The sequence below is a fragment of the Xanthobacter albus genome (genome assembly GCF_043194895.2).
GTDB lineage: Bacteria > Pseudomonadota > Alphaproteobacteria > Rhizobiales > Xanthobacteraceae > Xanthobacter.
Genome location: NZ_CM195532.1, coordinates 610,825 through 634,259 on the forward strand (window position 1 = coordinate 610,825; position 23,435 = coordinate 634,259).

Consider the following 23,435-nt stretch of genomic DNA (forward strand, 5'->3'; position numbering starts at 1 on the left):
GAGCCGTCGTGATAGCCGACCCCGGCGCGGCGCGCAAGAAAAAAGCCGCGCTCCGTCGCCGGGCGCGGCCTTCCCCTCCGTGCGGATCGGCACGGTCAGCTCTGCTCGTGGCGGGGCTTTTCCGCGGCGCGGCGGCCGAAGTCGGGCGCGGCGGTCTCCTGCCCCTGCTCGATGATGGATCGGCGGATCGCCCGCGTGCGGGTGAAGTGCGCGAACAGCGTGTCGCCATCGCCGTAGCGGATGGCGCGCTGGAGGGCGGTGAGGTCCTCGGTGAAGCGGCCGAGCATCTCCAGCACCGCCTCGCGATTATAGAGGAACACGTCGCGCCACATGGTGGGGTCGGACGCGGCGATGCGGGTGAAATCGCGGAAGCCGCCGGCGGAGAACTTGATGACCTCGGAGGCCAGGGTCTCCTCCAGCTCCGCCGCCGTGCCCACGATGTTATAGGCGATGAGGTGCGGCACGTGGGAGGTGATGGCGAGCACCAGGTCGTGGTGCTGGGCGCTCATGAACTCCACGTTCGCGCCCATGGCGCGCCACAGGGCCGCGAGCCGCTCCACCGCCTCGGGATCGGCGCCGGCCGGCGGGGTGACGATGCACCAGCGGTTCTCGAACAGGCTGGCGAAGCCGGCATCGGGCCCGGAGAATTCCGTGCCCGCCACCGGATGGGCCGGCACCAGGTGGGCATGGGGCGGCACGTGGGGCGCCATGGCCTCAACCACCGCGCCTTTCACCGAGCCGACGTCCGAAAGGATGGCGCCGGCCTTCAGCTCCGGCCCCACCTCGGCCGCCACGGCGCGGGAGGCGCCCACCGGCACGCAGGCGATGACGACATCGGCATCGCGCGCGGCCTCGGCGGCGCTTTCCGCCACCTCGTGGGCGAAGCCCAGCTCCGCCACCCGGCGGCGCACGGCCGCGTCGCTGTCGGCCACCACGACGGTCCGCGCGAGGCGCTTCTCGCGCGCCGCGCGGGCCACCGAGGAGCCGATGAGGCCGGCGCCGATAACCGCGAGGCGCTGTACCAGGGGCGCGCTCACGCCGGCTTTCCTTCCAGGAAGTCCTTGAGCGCGGCGACCACCTTCAGGTTCGCCTCCTCCGTGCCCACCGTCATGCGCAGGGCATCGGGCAGGCCGTAGGACGCCACCGAGCGCAGGATCAGGCCGCGGCGGGTGAGGAAGGCGTCCGCCTCCTTCGCCGTGCGGCCCTGCTCCGGCGGGAAATGGATGAGCAGGAAGTTGGCGACCGAGGGCGTCACGTTGAGGCCAAGCTTCTCGATCTCGGCGGTGAGCCAGGGCAGCCACTGGGCATTGTGGGCCACCGAGCGCTCCACATGAGCGGCGTCGGCGATGGCGGCGGCCCCCGCCAGCAGGGCCGGCGTATTCATGTTGAAGGGCCCGCGCACCCGGTTCATGGCGTCGATGACGGGGGCCGGGCCCACCGCCCAGCCGATGCGCAGCGCCGCGAGGCCGTGGATCTTGGAGAAGGTGCGGGTCATCAGCACGTTCTCGGCCGAAAGCGCCAGCTCAAGCCCGGTCTCGAAATCGTTGCGGCGGACGTATTCGGCATAGGCCGCGTCGAGCACCAGCAGCACGTTGGGCGGCAGGCCGGCGTGCAGGCGGCGCACCTCGCTGAAGGGCAGGTAGGTGCCGGTGGGATTGTTGGGGTTGGCGACGAACACCACCCGCGTGCGCGTGCTCACCCTGGCGAGGATGGCGTCCACGTCGGTGGTCAGGCCGGTCTCCGGCGCCACCACCGGCACGCCGCCGGCCGCCAGCGTGGCGATGCGGTACACGAGGAAGCCGTGCTGGGAGAAGATCACCTCGTCGCCCGGCCCCACGAAGGTGTGGGCCACGAGGTTCAGCAGCTCATCCGAGCCGGCGCCGCAGATGATGCGCGCGGGGTCCAGGCCCTCGGCGCGGGCGATGGCCTCGCGCAGCAGCTGGGCCGATCCGTCGGGATAGTCCTGCAGGTTGCGCGCGGCGGCGGCGAACGCCTCCACCGCCTTCTCGCTGGGACCGAGCGGGGTCTCGTTGGAGGAGAGCTTGAACACCTTCGCCACCCCCGGCGCATGGCTCTTGCCCGGCACATAAGCCTCGATCTGGAGCACGCCGGGGCGCGGCTGCGGACGGGAGGGCAGGGCGGGGTCGGTCAGCACGGGGGACATCGAAGGAACTCCAGGACTCGTCTCAGCCGGCGGCCCATGAAGGAGCCGCCGCGCGGGAGCCATATCACGCTTTCAGGTCAAGATTGCACGTGGTGGACGGCGGCGTGGCTACCCACCTCGCATGCGCCGCGGATGCCGGCTCCGGCGCCCTCCAGGGCGGCGAGCACCTCTGCGATGCCGCGGCCGGGCGGCAGCGAGACCAGGAGCGCGGCACCGTCGAGGGCGTCGTCGGGCGCGATCAGCGTCTCGGCGAAGGCCGGCAGGGCGTGGCCCGCACGCGCGCTCCAGCCGGAAACGCGCACCGAATGCACGCGCACCTCGGTCACGGCCGCGTCGGAAATGGGATGGGACACCACGAACACCGGCAGCGCGGCGGGGTGGTCCGCCCGCTCCACGAACGGCAGGCGGGCGATGATCTTCGGCGCGCCCTCGGCCTCCAGGGCGGTCCACCAGGGGGTCGCGCCCACGGTGGCGGGCAGCAGGCCGAGATCGCCCCGCGAGGCGGCGACCGCCTCGATCACCCCGCCCGCGCCCATGTGCGGCACGAACGGCACGGTGAAGCCGAAGTGGAAACGCGCGCTGTCGCGCATGGCCGGCTCGCCCACGGCGACGTCGGCGTGGACGGCGTAGGGCGCCTGAACATAGGTGAAGGTGGCGATGATGACGCGCCAGATGCTCTCCACCGTGTCGAGGGGCAGCAGGCCGTGGTGGCGCTCCACCAGCCGGCGCATCATGTCCGCCTCGCGGGCGGGACGGAAGGCGGAACCGCCCTCGGCGCCCTGGGTGCGCTTCACGCGCACCAGCCGGTCGATGATCTCGCTGCGCTCCATCAGGAGGCGATGCATGGTCTCGTCGATGCGGTCGATCTCGACGCGCAGGTCGGCGAGGGAGGGGGGTGCGAAGGGATGTGTCATGATCTGGCCGGCTCGCGGGCAGGCTTAGCGGGAACGGCGGCGAGAATCAAAGGATTGTTGCCCGCTCAGGCCGCGCCGGGCGGCGGGGACGGAGGTTCCGGCGGCGGCAGGCGGGCGGCGCGCTGCGAGGGCTGACGCAGCACCGGCCTGAAGAAGCCGGCGGTGCAACCGGCGACCAGCCAATAGGTGAGCCCCCCGGCGAGACCCGCGGCCACCACGTAGAAGGGATCGTGCACCACCGCGTTCGCCTGCCCGTCCGAGGCGAGCATCTGCGCGCCGATCCAGGCCGAAATCGCGCCATTGGCGGCATGGAACATCCAGGAGCGCACCGCGAACAGCTCCGAGAACAGGATGCCCGCCGCCGCCGCCAGCCACATGGCCGACACCAGCAGCGCCACCAGCGTGCCCGCCGCCACCACGGCGACCACCAGTCCCAGCGCCGCCTCATCCGGCTGCGGCGTATCGAACAGGGTGCCGATGCGCCATTCGCCGACCAGGATCACCGCCGCGCCCGCCAGCACCGCGCAGAGATAGCCCAGCGGCACCAATATGAGGCGCAGGAGGAGGCGGACGAGGGAATCCACGGGGTCCATGGCCCTCATGCCGGCCGGTGGCAGACGGCTTCCACGTTGATGCCGTCCGGGTCCAGCACGAAGGCGGCGTAATAATCGGGGTGGTAGTGGGGCCGCGGGCCCGGCGCGCCGTTGTCGCGGCCGCCGGCGGCGAGCGCGGCCCGGTGGAACGCATCCACCGCCGCCCGGTCCGGCGCGGTGAAGGCCACGTGCAGGGGCGCGGCGCGCCCGGCCCCGCCGGAGATCCAGAATTCCGGCTTGCCGGCGCCGAAGCCGACGGCGGCGTGGCCGCCGGTCTCGGCCGCGCTCACCTCCATGGCGATGGAGAGCCCAAGCGGCGCCAGGGCGGCGCGATAGAAGGCGCGCGCGCGCTCCAGGTCAGCGACGGTGATGCCCACATGGTCCAGCATGTGCCCCTCCTTCGGCCGCACTGCGGATGCGCGGCGGCGGTGTCTATTCCGCCGCCTCGGCGGAGGCGGCCATGGCGCGGTAGGCGAGGCGCTCGCGGGCGGAGAGCTTCTCGCTCTCGCTCTTGAGCTGCCCGCAGGCGGCCAGGATGTCGCGCCCGCGCGGGGTGCGCACCGGGCTCGCGTAGCCGGCGCGGAACACGATGTCCGAGAAGCGCTCGATGGTGTCCCAGTCGGAGCACTCGTATTGCGTGCCCGGCCAGGGGTTGAAGGGGATGAGGTTGATCTTGGCCGGCACCCCTTCCAGCAGCTTCACCAGGGCGCGCGCGTCGGCGGGCGAATCGTTCACGCCCTTCAGCATCACGTATTCGAAGGTGATGCGCTTGGCATTGGAGGCGGCCGGATAGGTGCGGCAGGCCTCCATCAGCTCGCGGATGGGATACTTCTTGTTGATGGGCACCAGCACGTCGCGCAGGTCGTCGCGCACGGCGTGGAGGGAGATGGCGAGCATGGGCCCCACCTCCGCGCCCAGCCGCTCGATCTCCGGCACCACGCCGGAGGTGGAGACCGTGATGCGCCGCTTGCCGAGGCCGAGCCCGTCGCCGTCCGCGAGGATCTCGATGGCCTCCTTCACGCTGTCATAGGCATAGAGCGGCTCGCCCATGCCCATGAAGACGATGTTGGTGACGAGGCGGTCGCCCTCGGTGGGCAGGCCGGGGCCAACCGCGCGCGCGCGGCCGGGATAGTCCCCCAGACGGTCTCGGGCCACCATCACCTGGGACACGATCTCGGCGGCGGACAGGTTGCGCACCAGGCGCTGGGTGCCGGTGTGGCAGAAGGCGCAATTGAGGGTGCAGCCCACCTGGCTGGAGACGCAGAGCGTGCCGCGGTCGCTCTCGGGAATGTAGACGGTCTCGATGTCGTGGGGCTTCTCGCCGGGCTGGTCGGCGGGGAAGCGCAGCAGCCACTTGCGGGTGCCGTCCTGGGAGACCTGCTCCATCACGATCTCGGGCCGCGCCAGGGTGAAGCGCGCCTCCAGACGGGCCCGCAGGTGCTTGGAGACGTTGGTCATCTCCTCGAAATGGGTGGCGCCGCGCAGGTAGATCCAGTGCCAGAGCTGATTGACGCGCATGCGCTGCTCGCGCTCGGGCACGCCGATGGCGGCCAGCGCCTGCGCGAGCTTCGCCCGATCGAGCCCCACGAGGGAGGACAAAGCCGGAGAAGACAGCGCCAGCCGGCCCTCCTCGGCGCCGGAAGGGGCGCAGGGGGCGGCAGGGGCGGATGCGGTGTCGGAAGCGCTGGTCATGACGTCACACATAAGCGTTCCCGCCGCGCCTTTCCACAGGCACGGCGGGCGATGACGCCTTCAAGCAGCCGATTGGGGCGCCGCCGCGGCGGGGCGCCTTCTACTTGCACTCCTGGGTGGCACGATCCAGCGCCTGGCCGATGCCGGAGAGGGAGTATTTGTCGGTGGTCGGGTTGCCCTTCACGGAGGTGCTCACCACGGTGAGGTCCTTGCCCTTGCGCATGGCGTCCACGAGCTTGGTCTCGTCGGCCACGTTGCGCACCCAGGCGCCCTTGTCCTTGGTGTAGAGCTGGAGCGTGAACGAGCCCACGGAAAGGGTCGCGTCCGAGCCCTCCTTCAGGGGGAAGCCCATGGTGATGCTCACCTCGTTCTTCACGTTCTCGCCCGGCCGGGTGGAGACGAAGAAATAGGCGGGATCACGGCTCAGCCCCGCCGGCAGGCGGCTCTTGGGCTGGGAGATGGCGTAGCAGACCTTGGGCGTCGTGGTGGACGCATAGACGCTCCAGTCGCCGAACTGGGCGATGGGCTTGGACTGCCCCTGGGCCAGGGCGGGGGTGACGACGGCCGCGCAGAGGAAGGCGCCGAAGAGCGCCAGGGAGCGCGTGGAAAGGCGCGTCGGACGGACACGACGGGGTGCCATAGCTTCTCCTTGTCGTTGCGGCCCGCATCCTTCCTGGCGGTGCGGGCTGGCGAAACTGAGGGGTGAGCCTGTGTGCCGCGTGAGCGATCGAGGCGGTCCCGGCAGGATGGCAGGCATGCCTTGCATTTTCTTAAACCGGCGGCCGCGCTCACCTCAATGTGTGCAAAACTCGAACTTGGTCTCGAAAATCAGGCCACGGGGACCTTGCGTGTCCCGCCACTTCATGGCGCCAATCCGGCAAGACCAGAAACGTCCCGCGCTCAGGGGCCACATGCTGCGGCGGACCACACTATCCGTCCGCCCTTTGCGAAAAGGTAAAGCAATGGTGAGCGGGCGCGGCCGAGGCGGGAGGCTTGAGCCATGAAGGCGGTTCTGTGCGTGCGTCATGGGCCACCGGAAGCCCTCGAGGTGGTGGACCTGCCCGATCCCGTGCCCGGCGCGGGCGAGGTGGTGGTGGATGTCGCGGCGATCGGCCTCAATTTCTTCGACACGCTCATCATCCGCGATCTCTACCAGGTGAAGCCGCCGCTGCCGTTCTCGCCGGGCGCCGAGTTCGCCGGCCATGTGGCCGCGGTGGGCGCGGGCGTCGACGGCTTTTCCGTCGGCGACCGCGTGTGCGGCTACATGACCTCCGGCGCCGCGCGCGAGAAGGTGAAGGTGGCGGCCGGGTTCCTCGCCCGTGTGCCCGATGATCTTGACCTCGTGAAGGCGGCGGGCCTCATCGTGACCTACGGGACCGCGATCTACGCCCTGAGGGATCGCGGAAATTTGAAAGCCGGGGAGAGCCTCGCCGTGCTCGGCGCCTCGGGCGGAGTGGGCCTTGCGGCGGTGGAAGTGGGCAAGATCCTCGGCGCCCAGGTCATCGCCTGCGCCTCCTCCCCGGAAAAGGTGGCCTTCGCCCGCGCCCATGGGGCGGACGCGGGGCTCGACTACGGCGCGGAGGACCTGAAGGCGGGCCTGAAGGCGTTCTCCGGCCTGCGCGGGCTCGACATGGTCTACGACCCCGTGGGCGGCGACTATGCGGAGCCGGCGCTGCGGGCGCTGGGCTGGGAGGGGCGCTTCATGGTGGTGGGCTTCGCCGCCGGCGCCATTCCGAAGATCCCGCTCAACCTGCTGCTGCTGAAGAATTGCGATGCCCGCGGCGTCGCCTTCGGCGCCAAGGCCAACGCCGATCCGAAATGGCTGAGAGACACCATCCAGGATCTGGTCGGCCACGCGCGCGACGGGCGCATCTCGGCCCATGTGGACCAGACCTTCCCGCTGGAGCGCTGCGCCGACGCCATCGGCGAGATCGCCGGCCGCCGGGTGAAGGGCAAGGTGGTGCTCACCACCCGCTGAGCCCCGCGCCGGCCAAGGCGGCGGGCCGGACGCCTGCGGCGCCTCCCGCCGTCAGGCCTCGCCGCGCATGTCGTCGAGGGCGTCGCGGGCGGCCACGTGGTGGTGGGGCTTGATATGGTCGGAGAGGAGGCGCATGGCCGCCATCAGCACCGCCGCGTCATCGGTGAAGCCGATCACGGGGAACACATCCGGCAGCGCATCCACCGGCAGCACGAAATAGGCGAGCGCGGCCAGAAGGGTGGCGCGCACCTTCATGGGCGTGTTGCGGTCGAAGGCGGCGAAATAGGCCGCGGTCGCCTCCTCGGCGAAGGGCACGTAGGTGGCCTGCCGCTTCAGCTTCGTCCAGAAGCCGCGACGGACACGGGCCTCGTCCTTCGCCGCGCCCGCCCCGTCGGCACCATTCAGGACGCTCCATTCGAGAGCGGCGAACTGAGCGGTATTGGAAGACGTCGTCATGGCTCGCAACCCGGTCACGGCCATCGGTCTCGCAAGATTCCACGCGGACACCGCGCGCTCCACTGCGCCGACGACCTGCTGACATTTGAAACTCGTCATGTGTCAGGAAAATGAATTCTGCGCCGCGGCGCAACATCAACATGCGCTGCGACGGCTAATTAATAGCTTTTCCAAACTGGGCCCCATCCTCACCCGAAGAGAGGATAGGCCGCCTCGACCAGATAGGGCCCGCCGCCCACGGAATCCCGCGAGGAGAACAGCACGAAGCGCGGCACGCGGAACACCGCGCTGCGATAGGGCCCGCGCAGGGCGAGATAATCCGCCACCTGCCGGCTGGAGGCGTCGCGCAGGCGGGCGAGGGTGACGTGGGGGCGGAAGTTGCGGCCTTCGGCGCCCAGGCCCAGGCGCTGCAGGATGCGCTCCTGCTCGGCCTGCAGCTCCACCAAAGCGGGCGTGGCCTTCACCGCCGCGAACAGCGAGCGCGGCTTGCGCCCGCCGAACTGGTCGAGCCCCTGCAGCATCAGGTCGAACGCCGGACGCCGGACGGCGGCGAGCATCTCCATGATGTCGCGGCCGGTGGCATCGTCCACGTCGCCGATGAAACGCAGCGTCACATGGTAGTTTTCGGGATCGATCCAGCGCGCCCCGGAAAGGCCGCCCCTCAGGAAGGAGAGGCCCTGGCCCACGTCCGGCGGGATCTCGATGGCGGTGAACAGGCGCGGCACGGCGGCCTCCGCTCTAAAGCGTTTTCGCGCGAAGCGGAGACCGGTTCGCGTAAGGAAAACGCGTCAACGCAAGAGCCTGGAGGGCTTCCCGATCCCATGAACGGGGAAGCCCTCCAGCCCGGGTACGACCCTTCGCATATCAAAGGAGATTCGCGCCCGCGAGGAAAGCGCGAGAATGTGGTCGCCGTGCATCATGCACACCGCCGTCACCCTACTTCGGCACCGGCACCAGGATCTCGATCTTCAGCGCGTCCGGCGCGGTGGCGGACAGGTCGGTGCGGTAGCGCTCCACATAGAGCTCATCGGCGGTAATGTTCTTCTCGTCGAGGTAATTGGCGATCTGCTCGTAGGTGTTGTCCATGTCGGCGAAGGAGCCGGAATGGGAGAACTTCAGCACCTTGCCGGCATAGGAGCCGCCGAGCTTCATGCTGCCTTCCGGCTTCTGGGTGGTGGTGCCGGAGAAGGGAAGCTGAGCCTCGAAATCGAAGCCGAGATCGTCGCTCGCGGTGTAGACCACCATGGCGTCTCCCGCGCGGGCGAGGCCGAGGCGGGAAAGCTCCTTGTCCAGGGCCTTCATGGTGGCCACCAGCTTGTCGTAGGCCTCCTCCCAGGTGGCGTGGCCGGAGAGGGCGAGCACCGGCACTGGGGCGAGGGTCAGCTCCTCCGGGATGAAGGACGCGGAAGGCGGGGCGATCGGCGTCGTCTCCACCGGCTTGGGGTCCACCACCGGCGGCGGGGTCAGGGCGTCGTCCTTCGGCTGCGCGGGCGCGGCGGGCTGGGCCGGCGCCGGCTGCTGGGCCAGCGCCGGGGCGGCGAGCGGCAGCGCCGCGAGGGCGAGCGCCAGCAGGGCCGCCGGGCGCCGGAGGGCGCCGAACATCATCTTGGTACCAGGGGCGCCCTGCGCCGCGCGTGCCGACATCATCCGTCCTCCGTGCCGGCAGCGAACGCCCGGCAACGGTGCAGTTTCTACCATGATCCTCGGCATCTTGGAGGCCACAGTGCGGCCGGCTTGCGGCGCGCGGGGGGTGGCGCCCGGCGCCGTTCGGCGCCATATACGTGAGGTCGACACTCCCTGATGCCCGCCGGCCCCGGACGGGCGGCCGAAAGCCCATGCCCACGCTCGCCCATCGCCCCTTCGCCAAGATGAATGGTCTCGGCAACGAGATCCTGGTGCTCGACCTGCGCGACACCGGCGCGGAGGTCACCGCCGCCGAGGCCCGCGCGCTGGCGCGCCCCGGCGTGCTGCCGTTCGACCAGGCCATGGTGCTGCTGCCGCCCCGCAGGGCCGACACCGCCGCCTTCGTGCGCATCCTCAACAACGACGGCTCCCTTTCCGCCGCCTGCGGCAACGGCACCCGCTGCATCGCCGCCCACGAGGCCCGGCGCACCGGCGCCCGCCACATCCTGTTCGAGAGCGAGGCGGGCCTGCTCGACTGCCGGGTGCACGACGACGGCACCGTGACCGTGGACATGGGGGCCCCGCGCCTCGGCTGGAAGGAGATCCCCCTCTCCCACGACGTGGGCGACACCGCGGCCGTCATGGTGCCCGGCTTCGAGGCGCTCGGGCCGGCGAGCCTCGTGAGCATGGGCAATCCCCACGCCGTCTTCTTCGTGCCCGACGCGGACGCGGTGGACGTGGAGGGCCTTGGCGCCGCGCTGGAGCGCCACCCGCTGTTTCCCGCGCGCGCCAACATCTCCTTCGCCAGCCTGAAGGGGCCGGACGACATTCTGCTCCACGTGTGGGAGCGCGGCGCCGGCCGCACGCGCGCCTGCGGCACCGCCGGCTGCGCCACCGCCGTCAGCGCCGCCCGCACCGGGCGCACGGGGCGTGCGGCGCGGGTGCGCCTGCCGGGCGGCGACCTCTTCATCTCCTGGCGCGCGGGCGACGACCACGTGCTGATGACCGGCCCGGTGGAATTCGAGTTCGAAGGCGCCATCACCCCCGCCATGCTCGGGGAGGGCGTCTGATGGCGCAGGGCGCCGGGCCCGTGCGGGTGGAAACCTTCGGCTGCCGGCTCAACGCCCTGGAAAGCGACGGCCTCAAGCGCGCCGCCACCGACGCCGGCCTCTCGCGCACGCTGGTGGTGAATACCTGCGCCGTCACCGGGGAGGCCGTGCGCCAGGCGCGCCAGGCCATCCGCCGCGCCCGCCGCGCCGACCCGGACCTGCGCATCGTGGTCACCGGCTGCGCCGCCCAGACCGAGCCCGAGACCTTCGCCCGCATGGCCGAGGTGGACCTCGTGCTCGGCAATGCCGCCAAGGCCGCGCCCGCCACCTGGAGCACGGCCCGCGCCGCGCTCGACTTCGGCCTTGCCGCCGAGGCGCGGGTGCGGGTGCAGGACATCTCCGCTGTGCGCGAGGCCACCCCCCATCTCGCCGACGCCTTCGCCGGGCACACCCGCGCCTTCGTGGAGGTGCAGAACGGCTGCGACCACCGCTGCACCTTCTGCATCATCCCCTTCGGCCGGGGCCCCTCGCGCTCGGTGCCCATGGGCGCGGTGGTGGCGCAGGTGCGCCGGCTGGTGGAAAGCGGCCACCGCGAGGTGGTGCTCACGGGGGTGGACCTCACCTCCTACGGCGCCGGCCTGCCGGGGCGCCCCGGCCTCGGCCGGCTGGTGCGCGCGGTGCTGCGCGAGGTGCCGGAACTGGAGCGGCTGCGCCTGTCCTCCCTCGACGCGGTGGAGGCGGACGCCGAGCTGCTGGCCGTCCTCGCGGAGGAGCCGCGCCTGATGCCCCACCTGCACCTCTCGCTCCAGTCCGGCGACGACCTGGTGCTGAAGCGCATGAAGCGCCGCCACAGCCGCGCCGAGGCCCTCGGCTTCATCGCCACCCTGCGCCGGCTGCGGCCGGACGTGGTGCTGGGGGCCGACATCATCGCCGGCTTCCCCACCGAGACCGAGAGCCAGTTCCGCAACACCCTCGCCTTCCTGGAGGAGGCGGGCATCGCCTTCGTCCATGCCTTCCCCTACTCCGCCCGCCCCGGCACGTCGGCGGCGCGCATGCCCCAGGTGCCGGGCGTCGCGGTGGCGGAGCGCGCCGCGCGCCTGCGCGCCCTCGGTGCCCGCCTGCTGCATGGCCATCTCGCCAGCGAGGTGGGCCGCCGCCGCGCCGTGCTGGTGGAGGCCGGAGGGCGCGGGCACACGGAGCATTTCACCCCGGTGCGCCTCGCCCGGCCGCTCACGCGCGGCACGCTGGCGCAAGTGCGCATCGCCGGCCACGACGGCGCGCGCCTGCTGGCGGCCTGATCCCATTCGAAAGAACGGCGTTACCCCATGAGCCAAGAGGCCCCCCCGCTGGACCCCAACGACCCGAACGCCGCCGCCTCGGCGCAGGCGCCCGCGCCGGACGCGCCGAAGAAAAAGCGCGGCTTCTGGGGCTGGCTGAGGGGCCGCCCGGACGAAACCGACACCGCCCCCGACCAAGCCGCCGCGCCCGAAGCCCCGCCGTCGGCCGACGCAGGCGCGGACGTTTCAAGCGCGGACATGCCGATGGCCGTCGCCGCGCCCGGCCAGGGGGAGAGCGACGACACCGCAAGCGAAGCCGCCACGCATGCGGCGCCCTCGACGGAGGCCGCGGCGGAAGAGCTTCCGCTCGCTGCCGCGGAAGCCGGGAACGCCGCAGCTCCCGTTGCGCAGGACGCCGCCGCCCCCGAGCCGCCGCGCGCGCCCCCAACGGCGCCCGCCGTGATCGAGCCCCGGCGGGAGACCGAGGCGACAGCGCAGCCGGCCCCGGTCGCAGAGCCAGAGATCGAAGTCGCCGCGCCGGAGCCGGCGGCCGCGCGGAAAACCGACGTCGCCCCGCCGGAAGCAGCGGCGCTCACCGCGCCGCTCACCGCGCCACCCGCTATGGAGCCTCCGGCGGAAGGGGCCCCCTCCCCCGAGATTGCGCGCCCAGTTTCCGCGACTCCGGCGCTTCCACCTGAGGAGAACCGCCCCGAGGCCGCGGCCGCCTTGGAGGAGCCGGCGCTCCTCCGAGCACAGGTGGAGCCCACCGCCCCTGTTCCGGCCACCATGGAGCCTCAGGTCGCCGGGGTCCCTTCCCCCGAAGCTGAGCTCCCGGCTTCCGCGACACAGGCGCCCCCGCCCGAGGAAAACCGCCCCGAACCCGAAGCCGCAGCCTCCCCGATGGAGGCGCAGGCCGCCCTTCCCGCTCAGGCGGAACCCGCCGCCGCGCCCCGGAAGGGCTTCTGGTCCCGCCTCGCCTCGGGACTGGCGCGCACGGCGTCCAGCCTCGGCCAGGGCATCACCGACCTCGTCTCCAAGCGCAAGCTGGACGCCGAGACGCTGGAGGACCTGGAGGACGTGCTCATCCGCGCCGACCTGGGCGTGGAGACCGCCATGCGGATCGTGGAAGCCGTGGGCAAGGGCCGGCACGACAAGATGATCTCCCCCGAGGAGGTGAAGGGCCTGATCGCGGCCGAGGTGGAGCGCATCCTGGAGCCGGTGGCCAAGCCCCTGGTGGTGGACCACGGGCACCGGCCGTTCGTGGTGCTCATGGTGGGGGTGAACGGGTCGGGCAAGACCACCACCATCGGCAAGCTCGCCGCCCAGTGGCGGCACGAGGGCAAGAAGGTGGTGCTGGCCGCCGGCGACACCTTCCGCGCCGCCGCCATCGACCAGCTCAAGGTGTGGGGCCAGCGCACCGGCACCCGCGTCATCGCCAAGGAACCGGGGGCCGATGCCGCCGGCGTCGCCCACGATGCCCTCACCGAGGCGCGGGCCGAGGGCGCGGACATCCTGCTCATCGACACCGCCGGCCGGCTGCAGAACCGCACCGAGCTGATGGCCGAGCTGGAGAAGATCGTGCGCGTGGTGAAGAAGCTGGAGCCCTCCGCACCCCACGCGGTGCTGCTGGTGCTCGATGCCACCGTGGGCCAGAACGCCCTCTCCCAGGTGGAAGCCTTCACCCGCATCGCCGGCGTCACCGGCCTCGTGATGACCAAGCTCGACGGCACGGCGCGCGGCGGCATCCTGGTGGCCATCGCCGCCAAGCACCGCCTGCCGGTGCACCTCATCGGCGTCGGCGAGGGAGCGGACGACCTCCAGCCCTTCACCGCGCGCGACTTCGCCCGCGCCATCGCCGGGCTGGACTGAGAGCCGAGGCGGCGCGGCACCGCGCCGGAGCCGACCGCTGGCGGAAGCGCGCGGCAGCTTTGCCGCCACCGCGATCTCGATATGCGCGGGCGGCATCCCCCTGGCGGAAGGGATCCGGCATAAAAAAGCCCATGAGCGTGGCTCATGGGCTTTTTAGTCTCCATCTCAGTCGTGGCCTTCAGACCCCGTCTTCAGGACGAGGCACGGTAGCGGCGCCTTTGAGCCGGTTCCTCGGCTCGCGCCACGTCGTCCACCAAGTGCCCAGCCGGCCCGGCGCTCAGCGCGCCTTGGGGGCGTCCGCGACGGCGCGACCCTTCCCCATCCGCCCGATCATGTCCGATGCCGTGAGGATCACGAGGGACACCAGCATGCCGGCGGTGGCGGTGAGCGCGGTGACGATGAGGAGCGGGTATCCGAATACGTAGACGAGAACGCCGAAGGCCACGAGCAGGTTGAACACGAAATAGAATTTCGCGTCCGGCAGGCCGTAGATCGCATCCTTCAGGAGCCAGCCGACTACGGGAACATGAAGGAACGCGCGCGCGACCGCCTGCATGGCACTATCCACTTGCAAGATATGTTGAATCGTCATCCGGAAGCGATGACCGTGGGCGCGATCCTGGCGGCGTTTTTGATTTAGATCAATAAATCAGAGACCCCTGAGCCGGCGACAGGTTGACGCGACATGCCCTTCCCCCGGGGTACCGTCCATCACCCGCATAGCCTGCCTACCGGGCCTCAATGTCCCTGAAGCCGCTCCCTTTGGAACACGATCAGGTCCAGGGACGGCGCGGCCTCGTGCCCGCCGAGCTGGGTGAGCAGCGCGTGCGCCTGCCCGCGATGGTGGGTCTGGTGGTTGAACAGGTGGTCGAGCACGCTGGCGCGGTCCTGCGTGAAGGTGCGGCCGCTGCTGTTGGCGTAGGTGACGGGAACCTCCAGCCCCGCCGCATCGAGGCCCGCGACGAACGCCTCCAGGCGCGCATCCTCCGCAATGCGGAGCGCGCGCAGGGCGGAAAGGTCTGCCTCCAGCATGGTGTCGAGCGGCGGCTGGGGCTCGCCCGTGGCGAGAAGGCGGGACAGCCAGATGCGATCCGTCACCACCAGATGGTTCAAGGTGCCCAGCAGCGAGCCGAAGAAGGCCCCCATGGGCCGCGCAAGCTGATCCGGGCCGAGCGCCGCCGCGCCATCGTAGAGACGGGCGTTGGCCCAGGCGTTGTAGGCGGCGAGCTGCCGGTAGCTGCGGACGGCGGGCGGCGGTGCATCGACCTGCGTGCGGTCTTCGGACATGGCGCGTTCTCCGGAACGACGATGAGGTCAGGACGCTCAGGCAGATACGCAGTGGCCGGCACGCGGACGCGGTCCGCATCGCCGGCCGCCGAACGGCGGAGCCTACAGCCGCCGTTCCGTGAAACCACCCCGCCGCCGGGCCTGAGCCCCGCGGCGGGGACGGATTGCTGGGCACCGGCCGTGGCGCGATGCCCTCGGGCCGTGTGCTCGGTCAGTGCATGGGGCTCAGCGGCGGAAGCCGCCGCCGCCCCGGAAGCCGCCCCCGCCGAAGCGATCGCCCCCGCCGAAGCCGCCGAAGCCCCGGTCGAAGCCGCCGCTGCCGAAACGGTCGCCGCCCCCGAAGTCGTCGCCGCCGAGGCGCTGGCCGCCGCCGAAATTGTCCACCCGCTGCTGGCCCCAGGAGCGCGCGCGCGCCTCGTTGTCCAGGCTGGAGGTGTCGGCATTGCTGTCGACGCGGTTCCAGCCGGTGCCGGTGTTGCGGTTCCAGCCGTTGTCGGTGTGGCTGTAGACGTTGCCGTCGTGGTCCACCATCACGTTGCCGTTGTTCCAGGCGGCGGCGGTGTTGGTGTGGGTGTCCACGGCAGCGCCGCGGCTGTCCACGCTCACATGGCCGTTGTTGTCGGTGACGGCGGTCTGCGAGGCGTGGGCGGTGCCGGCGGCGGGGTTGTAGCCCGCCGATTCACGCCCGGCCGCGGCATTGCCCGTATAGGCGTTGCCGACGGCCCCGGCGCGCGAGGCGCCCTCGGCCCCGGTATAGGCGTTGCCATGCACGTTCTCGCGGCCCGCCGCCCAGTTGCCGGTATAGGCGTTGCCCACCGCCCCGGCGCGCGAGGCGCCTTCGTTGCCGGTGTAGGGGTTGGCGTGCGCCCCCTCGCGGCCCGCCGCCCAATTGCCCGAATAGGGATTGAACGCCGCCGCGGAACGGCCGGCGAAGGCGGTGCCGCCGGCGGTGGTGCCGCGCCAGTCGCGCCCGGCCCAGTCGGTGCCGTTCCAGGTGGTGCCCCAGGCGTGGTTCACCGTGGCGGAACCGCCCCAGCGGCCGTAGACGTTGGTCTGGTTCACGTTGGTGTAGCCCCAGTGGCCGCCCCAGGGGCCGGGCCCCCAGGCGCCGGCCGCGCCCCACGCCGCGGCGCCCCACGGGCCCGCGCCCCAGGGGTGCCAGTAGGGACCCCAATAGGGGCCCACCGCCGTGCTCCAGGGCCAGCCGGCCGCGAAGCCGAAGGCGAAGCCTTCCGCCGCGCCGAGGGCGAAGCCGGCGCCGAGGCCGTAGGTGACCGGGCAGGAGATCCAGTAGCTGCCAACATAGCCGGGGCAGGAATAGCCGGTGCCGTAGACCACGGTGCCGCCGGGCGCCAGCACCACGCCCATGTAGCCGGGGGTGTAGCCCACCACCACCGCATCCGGCGTGCTGCCGTAGACGCGCACGTAGGTGACGTAGTGCAGCGGCGAGGAGACGGGGATGGTGTAGATGGCATCCGGCACCACATCCGTCACCTTCCACGGCCCCTGGGGCGAGGTGGCGACGAACCAGATGCCGTTGGCCACCGCATAATAGCGCTGGCTGTTGAAGCGGATCACCGGAACCGGCGTGTTCACCGCATAGGCGAGCGCCGTGCCGGAGATGGGCTCGAAGCGCGCGGCGCCCTCATAGACCACGTTGAGCGGCACGTCGCGCTTCACCGAGGCCGTCTGCGGGATGGTGGAGGCGATGAGCGCCTCCTTCGCCTGCGGCGTGCCGGCCACCGAGACCAGCACGTTGGCCTTCGGATCGTTGGGGTTGATCTTCGCGAAGTCCTTCGGGAGCGCATTGGAGGGCACGAACGCCCACGGCCCCTTGAGGTCGACGGCCTTGAACCAGCGGCCGGCGATGAGGACGTAGTAGCTGTTGGTGCTGGTCTCCAGGAACACCGCATGGTCGGCATTGTTCATGGTGAGCAGGTTGGTGCCCACCACCGGCAGCATCTGCGGCTGGCCCTCGGTCTGGATCAGCTCGGTGGGCGCGGTGGTCACCAGGATGGCCGGCGGCGGGGTGACGGGCTTGCCGTTCTGGCCCAGGAGCGGGTCGGCGGCGAGTTCGTCGGTGGCCTTCTTGGCGGCGGCGACGAGGGCGTCGGACGGCTTGGGCGTAACCACCCAGCTGCTGTCGAGGCCGGTGGCCTCATACCAGGTGCCGGCGGCCTGCAGGTGGTAGGTGCCGGCCTGGTCCAGCAGCAGCAGCGGGCGGGTGTTGATGACCCGCTGGAAGCCGGTCACCCCGGTGATGGGCCGCAGCACCGGCTGGCCGGCGACGGGCACCTGGATGGTATTGGAGGTCGCGAACAGGATCTGCGGGGGCGTGTTGTCCACCGGCTGGGTCTTGAGCTGCGCCAGCTCCTTGTTCACGGCATAGCTCGCCTGCAGCTGGTCGAGCGGCACGGTGAGCCCTTCCGGCGGCAAATGGGCCTGGAGGGTGCTGCGGATGAGGTCCGCCTTGCCGGGCTCCGTCGGCACCTCGACCCCGGTGATGGAGAAGCTGGCGAGATGGACGAGGCCGGCGGGCTTGTCCACCGCCACCCGGCTGGTGAAGCGCACCATGCCATAGGTGGGCGTGCCCGTCTTGGACCCGATGGCCACGGCGGCGCGGCCGGACATGACATCGCCGTTCCAGTCGTCGATCTGCGGCTGGTAGACTTGGATCTGGTCGTCGTCGGAGGTCTGGTAGGTGCGCGGCCAGGGCGCCGGGGCGCCGGCATCGTTCGCGCTCGCGGCGGGCGCGGCGGCGGGCTGCTGGGCGCCGGCCTGGGGGGCGCCGAGCAGCGTGAGCATGGTGGCGGCGACCAGCACCGGCCACTCGGGGCGCCGGCTCCGGACACGCGCGGCACCCAGGCCGCTGGTTGGTGACCAGTTCATGGATGTTCCCTCTTCACGCCCGGATCGCAGGGCCCGCAGGCGTACCATGTTCGCCCGGCCGCGTCTGCCGCCGGGCAGGAAGAGAGCACCACAATTTAATCCGCGACATCAGCGGTCAATCCGCTTTGGGGCGGCCCTTGCGCGGTCCCCGGGGTCCCTTGCGGCGCCCCACGGATTCAGTTTACCTCCCAACTTGGCGTTGTACTCATCGCAGGCGCCGCGCAATCATTGGGAGATGACATGAACAAGTATGTCGCCGAGTTTCTCGGCACTGCGGTTCTGGTGCTGTTCGGCTGCGGCTCGGCGGTGCTGACGGGCTATGTGAGCGCGCCGATCGGCATGCTCGCCATCGCCTTCGCCTTCGGCCTGGCGGTGACGTCCATGGCCTATGGCATCGGCCACGTGTCCGGCTGCCACATCAATCCGGCGGTCACCGTCGGCGTGTGGGCGGCGGGCCGCATTCCCGCGCGGGAGGTGCCGCTCTACTGGCTCGCCCAGGTGCTGGGCGGCATCGCCGGAGCCGGCATTCTCTACATCGTCGCCTCGGGCAAGCTCGCCGGCTTCGATGCCGCCACCGCCGGCCTCGGCCAGAACGGCTGGGGCGAGGGCTATGGCGGAGGCTATGGGCTCGGCGCGGCCATCGTAGCGGAGCTGGTGGGCACCTTCGTGTTCCTGGTGGTGATCCTCGGCTCCACCTCCAAGGCCGGCATCACCCAGGCCGCCGGCCTCGCCATCGGCCTGTCGCTGGTGATGATCCACATCGTCTTCATTCCGGTGACCGGCGTGTCGGTGAACCCCGCCCGCTCCATCGGCCCGGCGCTGTTCGTGGGCGGCAAGGCCCTGAGCCAGCTCTGGCTGTTCATCGCGGTGCCGCTCGTGGGCGCCTTCCTCGCCGGCCTGCTGTTCAAGCTGAAGGTGCTGGAAGACTGACCCTCCCGGCATGAAAAAGGGGGATGCGCCATCGGCGCATCCCCCTTGGTGTCCGGCTGCGACGTCACTCGGCCGCGGCAGCCGTCGCGGCCTTGGCGGCGCGGGCGGCGCGCACCCCGGCGCCATACTCCGGGTGCACCTGATCGAACAACGCGATCTGCCGCGCCGCGATCTCCTCGGGGATGCCCGCCATGGCGTCCGCGAGATTGGAGAACAGGCGGGCGCGCTGGGCGGCGTCGAACAGCTCGAACAGCGCCCGTGGCTGGCTGAAGTCGTCATTGCCGGCGCGGTGGTCGTAGCGCGCCGCGTCACCCGAGATCTTCAGCGGCGGCTCGGCGAAGGCGGGGTCCTCCTTGGCGCCGTTGAAGGAGTTGGGCTCGTAATAGGCGTCCGTGCTCCCGCTCGCCTGCGGGAAGAAGCGCATGGCGCCGTCCTTATGGTAATTATGCACCGGGCACTTGGGCGCGTTCACCGGCAAATGCTCGTAATGGGTGCCGAGCCGGTAGCGGTGGGCATCCGCATAGGAGAACACCCGCGCCTGGAGCATCTTGTCCGGCGAGAAGGAGATGCCGGGCACGATGTTGGAGGGCGAGAAGGCGACCTGCTCGATCTCGTTGAAATAGTTCTCCGGGTTGCGGTTCAGCTCCAGCACGCCGATATCGATCACCGGATAGTCCTTGTGCGGCCACACCTTGGTGAGGTCGAACGGATTGTAGGAGGTCTTCTCCGCGTCGAGCTCGGGCATCACCTGCACCTGTACCGTCCACTTGGGGAAGTCGCCGCGGGCGATGGCGCCGAACAGGTCCTCCTGGGTGGATTCGCGGGTCTTGCCCACCACTCCGGCGGCCTCCCCATTGGTCCAGTGCCGGTGACCCTGCCGGGTCTTGAAGTGGAACTTCACCCAGAAGCGCTCGTTTTCGGCATTGATGAACGAATAGGTGTGCGAGCCGTAGCCGTTCATGTTGCGCACGCCCACGGGTAGGCCGCGATCCGAGAACAGGATGGTCACCTGGTGCAGGCTCTCGGGCGAGAGCGACCAGAAATCCCACATGGCCGTCGGCGAGCGCAGGTTGGTCTGCGGGTGGCGTTTCTGGGTGTGGATGAAGTCCGGGAACTTGTAGGGGTCGCGGACGAAGAACACCGGGGTGTTGTTGCCCACGAGGTCCCAATTGCCCTCCGGCGTGTAGAATTTCAGCGCGAAGCCGCGCACGTCGCGCTCGGCATCCGCCGCGCCCAGCTCGCCGGCGACGGTGGAGAAGCGGGCGATCATGGGCGTCTGCGCGCCGGGCTGGAGCGCCTTGGCCTTGGTGAAGCGGGAGATGTCGCCGGTGATGGTGAGGGTGCCGTGGGCGCCCCATCCCTTGGCGTGCACCACGCGCTCGGGAATGCGCTCGCGGTTCTGGTGCGCCAGCTTCTCGACGAGCTGGTAGTCCTGCATCAGCACCGGGCCGCGGGCGCCGGCGGTGAGGGCGTTCTGGTTGTCGGCGACAGGGGCGCCGGCGGTGGTGGTGAGGGTCGGTCGGCTCATGCGTCTCTCCTCGCTTCGGGCCCGTGGGGCGTCAGGCTGGGATCGGGCTTCAACATGGCTTCATTCCACGACAGGAACAAAGCGGATTGCATGGCGGTGACCGGAAGATAATCCGATCGCACGCTCTCGCAGGGTCAGATTCGCGTGATGGTGCAAGTGGCGCGGTGGGCGATGCCCGCCGGCTCATGCGCAGCCGCCCCGTGGTGAAGCGCCCGCGCCGGTGGGTGCGGCGCCGGGCGCCGGCGCGAGAGGGGGGGCGAGCAAGAGCATGAAGCGGCACCCGCATGGCGCCGCGACGTCAGGTTCAGGCCGGCAGGCGGAAATGCAGCTCCCAGCACCCGCCGACGCGCTGGACGCGCAGGTCGGGCGCGAGCTGGGTGATGAGGTAGCCCGCAAGCTGCGCGGTAAGATCGGGATTTTCCAGCAGGTCCTCGGCGGTGGGCGGTCGGTTCGCCAGCGGAGGGGCCGTGCCCTGGTAGCGCAGCATCACGTCGAAGATGACATCGTTGTAGCTGGTGGTCACCTCGATCATGGGGTGCTCGCGATCGACGAAATCCCGTCCGAGAAGGTCGATCGCCTGCCATGCCACATGGGCGGCGTGCTGGACCACATCGACCCGCACGCCCCAGCGCCCGCCCTCGGATTCCAGGAACGCGGCCACCTCGTCGTGGGTGGCGGCGCTGGCCGGAAAGTGGCGCACCACCTGGCGCCGGGTGCCGATGCGGAAAATGGCGATGAGCGTCACGGTCACCAGCATCGACACCGCGAACGCGGAAAAGGTGATGAGGCGCAGCTCGGGAAAGTGCCCTTCGATCAGCGCCCGCAAGGGCTCGTAGGCCATGGCGGTCACGAAGCCCATGCCGATGGCGAGCACCTTGCGCGCGTCGAGCACCCGGCTCGCCACCAGCTGGAGGCCGTTCACCGTGGTGAAGGTGGCGAGGAACAGGAACAGCGCGCCGGTCACCGCATCCGGCAGCACGATCCAGAAGCCGACGATCTTCGGCAGCACCGAGCACAGGATCAGCAGGCCGCCGGTCCAGAAGGCGAGGGTACGGGCGGTGCAGCCCGAGGCGGAGGCGAGCGCCACGGCGCCGCCCGAGGCCACCATGGGCAAGGCGTTGAGCGCGCCGGCGAGCACGTGCATCACCCCCTCGGCGCGGATGCCCCGGCCGATGGAGACGAGATCCGGCCCCTTCCAGTCGCGGTCGTTGTTGCGCTGGGCGATGGTCTGCACGCCGATCGAGGTCAGGGCGAAGACGAAGCCGGTGACCACGAACGGAACGATGGGCCCCATCTGGAAGTCCCAGCCGAACAGCGGCAGGTGCGGGAAGCTCACCCAGGAGGCGTCCCGGACCACCTCGATCTCCTGCGGATCGAGCATATCCGTGGCGGCGGACACGAGGAAGCCCACGGCAAGGCCGATGAGATTGGTGAACAGCCGCAGCCAGCTGCGCACGTAGACGTGCAGGATGATGAGGGTCGCCAGCGTCAGCAGCGCGATCCAGACATGGGCGGCGGGATGGTCCACCGGCGCGTTGAAGATCAGCACCAGCCCCTGCTGGCCGAGGCCCACGCCGATCAGGAACACCGCGAACCCCGCCACCTCGATGGTGAAGATGCCCCGCAGGCGCACGATCACGAACGAGAACAGGATCTGCGTCACGCCCACCACCGCCACCATGGTGAAGTTCTGGGCGAGGTTAAGCCCGGCGGAGGAGGCGTAGATCAGCGCCGGAATGGCGGCGGTGGTGCACTGGAGCGGGTAGAACAGCCCGGCGCCGAGGCCGAACCGCCCGAGCCCCTGGAGAATCACCACGACGCCGCCGCAGAACAGCGTCGTCGCCGACAGGTCCAGGAACTGCTGGGTGCTCAGGCCGAGCCGCGTGGCCGCAAGGCCGGGCACGCCCAGCAGGGCCACGAGGAACGCCATCTGCTGCAGCGCCGACAGCAGCGCGAACCGCACCGGCGGCACGTCGTTGACGCCGTAGACGAGGTTTTCCGGCTTACGCATGGGGCCGCCGCCGCTTAAGGGCAATTCCCGCAGAAATGTGTGAGGTTCCGCGAAAGGAATTGCGACAAACCAAAAACCTGGGATCGTTTCCGCGTTTCGCGGAAACACGGAAGCGATCTCAGGTGACGGGAAGAAGCGGCGTGCCCGGCGCGTCGGTCGCCCACAGGTCGCCGCTGTCGAGGTCGAACCACCAGCCGTGCAGCCGGAGCGTGCCCGCCTCCACCCGCTCGCGCACCCAGGGATAGGTCATGAGATTGTCCAGCGAGCCGAGGACGGAGGCGCGCTCGGCGAGGTAGGGCACCTGCTTCAGGTGGTCGAGCGACATCTCGCGGGAGCCGCCCTCCGCGCTCTCGTCGGGGATGTGGAGCCGGCTCGCGGCCAGCGCCATCTCCACCCAGGGGCCGACGAACTCGCGCGGCGGGCGCTCGCCGCCGGCGGTGGCGAGCATGGCCTGGATGCCGCCGCAGCGGGCATGGCCGAGCACCACGATATGGTCCACGCCGAGGTCGCGCACCGCATATTCCAGCGCCGCGCCGGTGCCGTGCAGGCCATCGTCCGGCGCGTAGGCCGGCACGAGATTGGCCACGTTGCGCACCACGAACAGCTCGCCCGGCCCCGCGCCGGACAGCAGCGCCGGGTCGACCCGCGAATCCGAGCACGAGATCATGAGTGTCGCCGGGCTCTGGCCCTTCTGGGCGAGGCGCGCCATCAGCTCCGGAGCGTCCTCGTAGAAGCGCGTCTTGAAGCGGCGGATCCCTTCAACGAGATGGGAAATGTCACGGCACCCCTGCCCTTCGGGATGCTCATGGTCATGATGGGATCCCTCGTCCGTCACAAGCCCCTCCTCGCCCGCGGCTCTGTGGCCGGTCCCCTTCCGCGCGCACGGCGGAAGCCTGTGCTTTTCGTACTGGAATTGCCGCATTGCGGGAAGAGCCAAAGCCAGCCCGCGGCGCTCCCGGCGGCGCGGGAAAGCAGCTTCCGGCGCGACGCTATGAAGGGCGCGGCCGGCGGCGTCATCCGCGCGGCGCAGGTGACCGCGCCGGGCCAATCCGGCGCCGCCTTCCGAGGAAAAGATGACGGAGGCCGGCGCGCGGGCCTCGGGGTGTCCCTACCCCGCTCCCCCCGGCGGCTCTGCGGCGGCGGCGCCCGAAGCCCCGCATGGCGCCGTTTCCCAC

The 23,435-nt window shown here is 70.7% G+C and carries 21 protein-coding genes; 5 read left to right on the forward strand and 16 right to left on the reverse strand.

Annotated elements, in window-relative coordinates:
• Positions 1-95: 95 nt before the first annotated feature.
• The 7 genes from V5F75_RS02755 to V5F75_RS02785 all read right to left on the reverse strand — a co-directional run bounded on the left by V5F75_RS02755 (position 96) and on the right by V5F75_RS02785 (position 6,003).
• A complete protein-coding gene (locus tag V5F75_RS02755; RefSeq protein WP_394032988.1) occupies positions 96-1,037 on the reverse strand; it encodes a prephenate/arogenate dehydrogenase family protein in 942 nt (313 codons plus the stop codon).
• Positions 1,034-2,164: a histidinol-phosphate transaminase gene (gene hisC / locus V5F75_RS02760; protein ID WP_394032989.1), complete on the reverse strand. Its 1,131-nt coding sequence runs from the start codon at positions 2,162-2,164 to the stop codon at positions 1,034-1,036. Before hisC ends, V5F75_RS02755 begins: the two co-directional genes overlap by 4 nt.
• A gap of 77 nt (positions 2,165-2,241) precedes the next feature.
• Entirely contained in the window at positions 2,242-3,078 is an 837-nt protein-coding gene (locus V5F75_RS02765) for a chorismate mutase (RefSeq protein ID WP_394032990.1), read from the reverse strand.
• 65 nt (positions 3,079-3,143) lie between these two features.
• Positions 3,144-3,671, reverse strand: a complete 528-nt coding sequence (locus tag V5F75_RS02770; protein WP_394032991.1) for a hypothetical protein — start codon at positions 3,669-3,671, stop codon at positions 3,144-3,146.
• Between the two features lie 5 nt (positions 3,672-3,676).
• On the reverse strand, positions 3,677-4,060 hold the full coding sequence (locus V5F75_RS02775; protein WP_394032992.1) for a VOC family protein: 384 nt from the start codon (positions 4,058-4,060) through the stop codon (positions 3,677-3,679).
• A 43-nt stretch (positions 4,061-4,103) separates the two neighbouring features.
• Positions 4,104-5,363: a dual-specificity RNA methyltransferase RlmN gene (rlmN, locus tag V5F75_RS02780; RefSeq protein WP_394032993.1), complete on the reverse strand. Its 1,260-nt coding sequence runs from the start codon at positions 5,361-5,363 to the stop codon at positions 4,104-4,106.
• A 100-nt stretch (positions 5,364-5,463) separates the two neighbouring features.
• Positions 5,464-6,003: an invasion associated locus B family protein gene (locus tag V5F75_RS02785; RefSeq protein WP_394032994.1), complete on the reverse strand. Its 540-nt coding sequence runs from the start codon at positions 6,001-6,003 to the stop codon at positions 5,464-5,466.
• A 360-nt stretch (positions 6,004-6,363) separates the two neighbouring features.
• Here V5F75_RS02785 and V5F75_RS02790 point away from each other — a divergent pair, with 360 nt between their 5' ends.
• Entirely contained in the window at positions 6,364-7,341 is a 978-nt protein-coding gene (locus V5F75_RS02790; protein WP_394032995.1) for an NADPH:quinone oxidoreductase family protein, read from the forward strand.
• 51 nt (positions 7,342-7,392) lie between these two features.
• Here the strand turns inward: V5F75_RS02790 and V5F75_RS02795 are convergent, their stop codons facing one another.
• From V5F75_RS02795 to V5F75_RS02805, 3 genes are all read right to left on the reverse strand, one after another.
• Positions 7,393-7,797, reverse strand: coding sequence for a YkvA family protein (locus V5F75_RS02795; protein WP_394032996.1), 405 nt, complete (start codon positions 7,795-7,797; stop codon positions 7,393-7,395).
• A 188-nt stretch (positions 7,798-7,985) separates the two neighbouring features.
• Positions 7,986-8,522, reverse strand: coding sequence for an RNA 2',3'-cyclic phosphodiesterase (gene thpR, locus V5F75_RS02800; protein WP_394032997.1), 537 nt, complete (start codon positions 8,520-8,522; stop codon positions 7,986-7,988).
• A gap of 211 nt (positions 8,523-8,733) precedes the next feature.
• Positions 8,734-9,444: a GyrI-like domain-containing protein gene (locus V5F75_RS02805; RefSeq protein ID WP_394032998.1), complete on the reverse strand. Its 711-nt coding sequence runs from the start codon at positions 9,442-9,444 to the stop codon at positions 8,734-8,736.
• A 188-nt stretch (positions 9,445-9,632) separates the two neighbouring features.
• Between V5F75_RS02805 and dapF the strand changes: the two genes are divergently transcribed.
• From dapF to ftsY, 3 genes are all read left to right on the forward strand, one after another.
• Entirely contained in the window at positions 9,633-10,490 is an 858-nt protein-coding gene (gene dapF, locus V5F75_RS02810; protein ID WP_394032999.1) for a diaminopimelate epimerase, read from the forward strand.
• Positions 10,490-11,767 (forward strand): tRNA (N(6)-L-threonylcarbamoyladenosine(37)-C(2))-methylthiotransferase MtaB, encoded by a 1,278-nt coding sequence (gene mtaB, locus V5F75_RS02815; RefSeq protein WP_394033000.1) that lies wholly within the window; start codon positions 10,490-10,492, stop codon positions 11,765-11,767. Before dapF ends, mtaB begins: the two co-directional genes overlap by 1 nt.
• 501 nt (positions 11,768-12,268) lie before the next feature.
• Positions 12,269-13,615, forward strand: a complete 1,347-nt coding sequence (ftsY, locus tag V5F75_RS02820; protein WP_445329409.1) for a signal recognition particle-docking protein FtsY — start codon at positions 12,269-12,271, stop codon at positions 13,613-13,615.
• A 277-nt stretch (positions 13,616-13,892) separates the two neighbouring features.
• On the opposite strand, the gene V5F75_RS02825 is transcribed toward ftsY, so the two are convergent.
• The 3 genes from V5F75_RS02825 to V5F75_RS02835 all read right to left on the reverse strand — a co-directional run bounded on the left by V5F75_RS02825 (position 13,893) and on the right by V5F75_RS02835 (position 17,791).
• Positions 13,893-14,171: a hypothetical protein gene (locus V5F75_RS02825; protein WP_394033002.1), complete on the reverse strand. Its 279-nt coding sequence runs from the start codon at positions 14,169-14,171 to the stop codon at positions 13,893-13,895.
• A 182-nt stretch (positions 14,172-14,353) separates the two neighbouring features.
• On the reverse strand, positions 14,354-14,902 hold the full coding sequence (locus V5F75_RS02830; protein ID WP_394033003.1) for a DinB family protein: 549 nt from the start codon (positions 14,900-14,902) through the stop codon (positions 14,354-14,356).
• 225 nt (positions 14,903-15,127) lie between these two features.
• Positions 15,128-17,791, reverse strand: coding sequence for a TrbL/VirB6 family protein (locus V5F75_RS02835; RefSeq protein WP_394033004.1), 2,664 nt, complete (start codon positions 17,789-17,791; stop codon positions 15,128-15,130).
• A 240-nt stretch (positions 17,792-18,031) separates the two neighbouring features.
• Here V5F75_RS02835 and aqpZ point away from each other — a divergent pair, with 240 nt between their 5' ends.
• Positions 18,032-18,721 carry an aquaporin Z gene (aqpZ, locus tag V5F75_RS02840; RefSeq protein WP_394033005.1) on the forward strand — a complete coding sequence of 230 codons (690 nt, stop codon included), beginning with the start codon at positions 18,032-18,034 and terminating at the stop codon, positions 18,719-18,721.
• Between the two features lie 64 nt (positions 18,722-18,785).
• Here the strand turns inward: aqpZ and V5F75_RS02845 are convergent, their stop codons facing one another.
• From V5F75_RS02845 to V5F75_RS02855, 3 genes are all read right to left on the reverse strand, one after another.
• Positions 18,786-20,249: a catalase gene (locus tag V5F75_RS02845; RefSeq protein WP_394033006.1), complete on the reverse strand. Its 1,464-nt coding sequence runs from the start codon at positions 20,247-20,249 to the stop codon at positions 18,786-18,788.
• 304 nt (positions 20,250-20,553) lie between these two features.
• The gene (locus V5F75_RS02850; RefSeq protein WP_394033007.1) at positions 20,554-22,260 is read right to left on the reverse strand and encodes a solute carrier family 23 protein; all 1,707 of its coding nucleotides are present in this window, start codon (positions 22,258-22,260) and stop codon (positions 20,554-20,556) included.
• Positions 22,261-22,378: 118 nt separating this feature from the next.
• Positions 22,379-23,095: a carbonic anhydrase gene (locus tag V5F75_RS02855; protein WP_394033008.1), complete on the reverse strand. Its 717-nt coding sequence runs from the start codon at positions 23,093-23,095 to the stop codon at positions 22,379-22,381.
• Positions 23,096-23,435: the final 340 nt, after the last annotated feature.

What these genes read in the sequence shown, in the direction of transcription:
- hisC (WP_394032989.1), bottom strand. Translation starts at nt 2,164, where the DNA reads ATGTCCCCCGTGCTGACCGACCCCGCCCTGCCCTCCCGTCCGCAGCCG.
- V5F75_RS02765 (WP_394032990.1), bottom strand. Translation starts at nt 3,078, where the DNA reads ATGACACATCCCTTCGCACCCCCCTCCCTCGCCGACCTGCGCGTCGAG.
- V5F75_RS02770 (WP_394032991.1), bottom strand. Translation starts at nt 3,671, where the DNA reads ATGGACCCCGTGGATTCCCTCGTCCGCCTCCTCCTGCGCCTCATATTG.
- V5F75_RS02775 (WP_394032992.1), bottom strand. Translation starts at nt 4,060, where the DNA reads ATGCTGGACCATGTGGGCATCACCGTCGCTGACCTGGAGCGCGCGCGC.
- rlmN (WP_394032993.1), bottom strand. Translation starts at nt 5,363, where the DNA reads ATGACCAGCGCTTCCGACACCGCATCCGCCCCTGCCGCCCCCTGCGCC.
- V5F75_RS02785 (WP_394032994.1), bottom strand. Translation starts at nt 6,003, where the DNA reads ATGGCACCCCGTCGTGTCCGTCCGACGCGCCTTTCCACGCGCTCCCTG.
- V5F75_RS02790 (WP_394032995.1), top strand. Translation starts at nt 6,364, where the DNA reads ATGAAGGCGGTTCTGTGCGTGCGTCATGGGCCACCGGAAGCCCTCGAG.
- V5F75_RS02795 (WP_394032996.1), bottom strand. Translation starts at nt 7,797, where the DNA reads ATGACGACGTCTTCCAATACCGCTCAGTTCGCCGCTCTCGAATGGAGC.
- V5F75_RS02805 (WP_394032998.1), bottom strand. Translation starts at nt 9,444, where the DNA reads ATGATGTCGGCACGCGCGGCGCAGGGCGCCCCTGGTACCAAGATGATG.
- dapF (WP_394032999.1), top strand. Translation starts at nt 9,633, where the DNA reads ATGCCCACGCTCGCCCATCGCCCCTTCGCCAAGATGAATGGTCTCGGC.
- mtaB (WP_394033000.1), top strand. Translation starts at nt 10,490, where the DNA reads ATGGCGCAGGGCGCCGGGCCCGTGCGGGTGGAAACCTTCGGCTGCCGG.
- V5F75_RS02825 (WP_394033002.1), bottom strand. Translation starts at nt 14,171, where the DNA reads ATGCAGGCGGTCGCGCGCGCGTTCCTTCATGTTCCCGTAGTCGGCTGG.
- V5F75_RS02830 (WP_394033003.1), bottom strand. Translation starts at nt 14,902, where the DNA reads ATGTCCGAAGACCGCACGCAGGTCGATGCACCGCCGCCCGCCGTCCGC.
- V5F75_RS02835 (WP_394033004.1), bottom strand. Translation starts at nt 17,791, where the DNA reads ATGAACTGGTCACCAACCAGCGGCCTGGGTGCCGCGCGTGTCCGGAGC.
- aqpZ (WP_394033005.1), top strand. Translation starts at nt 18,032, where the DNA reads ATGAACAAGTATGTCGCCGAGTTTCTCGGCACTGCGGTTCTGGTGCTG.
- V5F75_RS02845 (WP_394033006.1), bottom strand. Translation starts at nt 20,249, where the DNA reads ATGAGCCGACCGACCCTCACCACCACCGCCGGCGCCCCTGTCGCCGAC.
- V5F75_RS02850 (WP_394033007.1), bottom strand. Translation starts at nt 22,260, where the DNA reads ATGCGTAAGCCGGAAAACCTCGTCTACGGCGTCAACGACGTGCCGCCG.